Genomic DNA, 3,752 nt, shown 5'->3' with positions numbered 1-3,752 from the left:
CCCTTCGCAACTGAACCTGTTGCGACTGGAGCTACTGAAGCGTAGTCAGCTGTATTTGTAACGATAACCATTGTTGTATCATCAAGACCAGCTGCAGCGATTTTGTTTGAGTCAAATGTTCCAAGAACATCGCCCGCTTTAACCTTATCACCTTGAGCAACTTTTGCTTCAAAACCTTCACCGTTCATTGTTACAGTGTCAATACCAACGTGGATCAAGACTTCAGCACCATCAGTTGTTTTCAAACCAAAAGCGTGTCCTGTTGGAAAGGCAATTGAAACTTCAGCATCAGCTGGTGCATATACCACACCTTGACTTGGTTTCACAGCGATACCTTGTCCCATAGCTCCACTTGAGAAAACTGGGTCATTGACATCAGCAAGAGCTACGACATCACCAACGATAGGAGTTACAAGTGTTTCATTTTGAAGAGTATCAGTCTCTTCCACTACTGGTGCTTCTACTGTAGGTTCAGTAACTGTTTCTGCAGTTGCTGTGGCTGCTTCATCAGCAAAGACACTAGCTGCTTTTGTTTTCCCGTAGAAATAAGTGAAAGCAAAGGCGGCAACAAAGGACATGATTTCCGCAACTATATACATAGGGATTGAACCAGCCTTAATAGAAAGGAATCCAATAAATCCAGCCGCTCCCAATGAAACTGCAATAACGTGAGTTAAACCTGCTACGAAGGCACCAATTGCTGAACCAGCAAGGGCGCAGAAGAATGGGAATTTGTATTTCAAGTTTACCCCAAAGAGAGCAGGTTCTGTAATACCAAGGAAGGCAGAAACAGCAGCCGAACTTGACAATCCTTTTGTTTTAGCATTTTTTGTCAAGAAGTAGATTGCAAGAGTAGCCGCACCTTGTGCTACGTTTGCCATTGAAGCAACAACAAAGATGTAGTCTCCAAATCCAGTACCGTTATTATTGTAAGCAGACAACAATTGTGTTTCGATTGCTGGGAATGATTGGTGAAGACCTGTCATAACGATTAGCGAATATGTTCCACCAAATAGCCCCATACCAAAGGCACCTGTTGTGTTGTACAACCATACAATCGCATTTGTAATCGCATCAGACACAACCAACATAACAGGACCGATAACTGTAAAGGTAAGGAATCCTGTAATCATCACTGATAAAAGCGGTGTGAAAGTGAAGTCAACTGCAGATGGCAATTTCTTGTGGAAGAATTTTTCCAAATTTGCTAACAACCAGACTGCAACAAGGACTGGAATAACTTGATAAGCATAGTTTGTTTGTGTAACATGGAAACCTAAGATGTCCCAGAAGGCTTCTTTACCACCTAAATCTGGAGTGGTCATAATCATACCGATTGCCGCACCAAGGAATTGGTTTGCTCCAAAGCGCTTGGCTGCTGAAATACCAACCAAAACAGGGAGGAACATAAATGGAGCAGCAGACATCAATTGAATCATAGCTGAGAAGCCTTTGATTGCAGGATACATATCTTCAATTGATTGAGGTCCAAACAAGTCTGGTGATGTCAAGAAGTTACGTAAAGCCATCAAGAGACCACCTGCAACTAAGGCAGGGATAATAGGAACAAAGATGTCTGACAAAAGTTTAATTAAGTCCATCAATGGATTGAACTTTTTGTCTTTATTAGCAATCTCTTTCAAATCATCTGTCGAAACTTCTTTCAAACCAGTTTTCTTGATGATTTCCGCATACACAAAGTTAACATCTCCAGGACCAATGATAATTTGATATTGTCCGTTAGTGCTAAAAGTTCCCTTGACATCCGCATTATTATCTAGAGCTGCTTGATTCACTTTTGATTCGTCTTTCAATACCAAACGAAGACGAGTTGCACAGTGGGCTGCAGCTACAAGATTATCCTTACCGACAGCCTCAATGACCTCGGCAGCAACTTTACTATAATCCATAGCAAAAATCTCCTTATATAAAATTTTGTTCTTATTTGAAAGCGATTTTATTCGCCCTTACGACTATTATTTTATCATGTTTTAGAAATATGTCAAGCGTTTTGCAGAAAAAATGTTCTATCCACTTAGTGGGCACGCTTTAGATTGATTGTTTTTGACTGTTTTATCAGGCGTTACTTGAAAAAATAAGTTTGAAATCTTAGTTTAAAAGGTTTTTATTTCATTATCTTTCATATTTCCGTGAAAATTTGATTGGTTTCCTGCATTTATTTTATGACTAACGTTTGACAGTTTTTCCTCTTTTTTAACATAAAAGACTTGCTTTTTTAACCGAAAACGGTTACTATTAAAAGTAATAAGATTTTTGGAGGAATAAAATAAATGGAATGGACAACTGAGCGTCGTTATAGACCCTATGAAGATTGGACGCAAGAAGAAATTCAAAATATAAAGAAAAATATGGCACAATCTCCATGGCATACTCATTACCATGTTGAGCCAAAAACAGGACTTCTCAACGACCCAAATGGCTTTTCTTACTTTGATGGCAAGTGGATCCTCTTTTACCAGAATTTTCCTTTTGGTGCAGCCCACGGTTTGAAATCTTGGGCACAGCTAGAAAGTGATGATTTGATTCACTTTAAAGAAACTGGAATCAAAGTTTTACCAGATACTCCATTAGATAGCCACGGTGCCTACTCTGGTTCTGCTATGCAATTTGGCGATAACTTGTTCCTATTTTATACAGGAAATGTTCGTGATGAAAACTGGATCCGTCACCCTTACCAGATTGGAGCTTTGATGGATAAGGATGGCAAGATTACGAAGATTGACAAGATCTTGATCGACCAGCCAGCAGACTCTACAGACCACTTCCGCGATCCGCAAATTTTTAACTTCAAGGGGCAATATTATGCCATCGTCGGTGGACAGGACTTGGAGAAAAAAGGCTTCGTCCGTCTCTACAAAGCTATTGACAATGACTACACAAACTGGCAAGCTGTTGGCGACCTTGACTTTGCTAACGACCGCACTGCCTACATGATGGAATGCCCAAATATGGTCTTTGTAGGAGAGCAACCTGTCCTTCTCTACTGCCCACAAGGATTGGATAAAAATGTTCTAGACTACGACAATATCTATCCAAATATGTATAAGATTGGGGATTCCTTTGACCCTGAAAATGCCAAAATGGTAGATGTGTCTCAACTCCAAAACATGGATTATGGTTTTGAAGCCTATGCAACCCAAGCCTTCAACTCTCCTGACGGACGTGCTCTAGCAGTTAGCTGGCTTGGTTTGCCAGATGTTTCTTACCCATCTGACCGTTTTGACCACCAAGGAACCTTCTCTTTGGTCAAAGAACTAACTATCAAAGATGGCAAACTCTACCAATACCCAGTTGCAGCGATCAAGGACCTTCGTGCTTCTGAAGAAGCCTTCTCAAACCGTGCTCAAACCAAGAACACTTACGAACTTGAACTTAATTTGGAAGCTAATAGCCAGAGCGAGATTGTCTTACTTGCTGATAAAGAAGGCAAGGGACTTGCAATCAACTTTGACCTTGTAAATGGTCAAGTGACAGTGGATCGTAGCCAGGCTGGTGAACAGTACGCTCAAGAATTTGGGACAACTCGTTCTTGCCCAATCGATAACCAGGCTACTACTGCTACAATTTTCATTGATAACTCTGTCTTTGAAATTTTCATCAATAAAGGAGAAAAAGTATTTTCTGGTCGTGTCTTCCCACATGCGGACCAAAATGGTATCCTGATCAAGTCTGGAAACCCAACTGGAACTTACTATGAATTAGATTATGGTCGCAAAACTAACTGATGTCGC

General features: G+C 40.5%; 2 protein-coding genes. One reads left to right on the top strand and one right to left on the bottom strand.

Features of this window, described 5'->3' with window-relative positions; translation table 11 throughout:
- A partial coding sequence (locus RYK12_RS10025) for a sucrose-specific PTS transporter subunit IIBC (protein WP_314848859.1) occupies positions 1–1,910 on the bottom strand: 1,910 nt, incomplete at its 3' end.
- Between the two features lie 381 nt (positions 1,911–2,291).
- Between RYK12_RS10025 and RYK12_RS10020 the strand changes: the two genes are divergently transcribed.
- Entirely contained in the window at positions 2,292–3,746 is a 1,455-nt protein-coding gene (locus tag RYK12_RS10020; RefSeq protein WP_314848856.1) for a glycoside hydrolase family 32 protein, read from the top strand.
- The last annotated feature ends 6 nt before the right edge of the window (positions 3,747–3,752 follow it).

Origin of the sequence: uncultured Streptococcus sp. (assembly GCF_963518475.1) — a bacterium.
Lineage (GTDB): Bacteria > Bacillota > Bacilli > Lactobacillales > Streptococcaceae > Streptococcus.
This window is presented reverse-complemented; position numbering and strand designations above follow the sequence as displayed.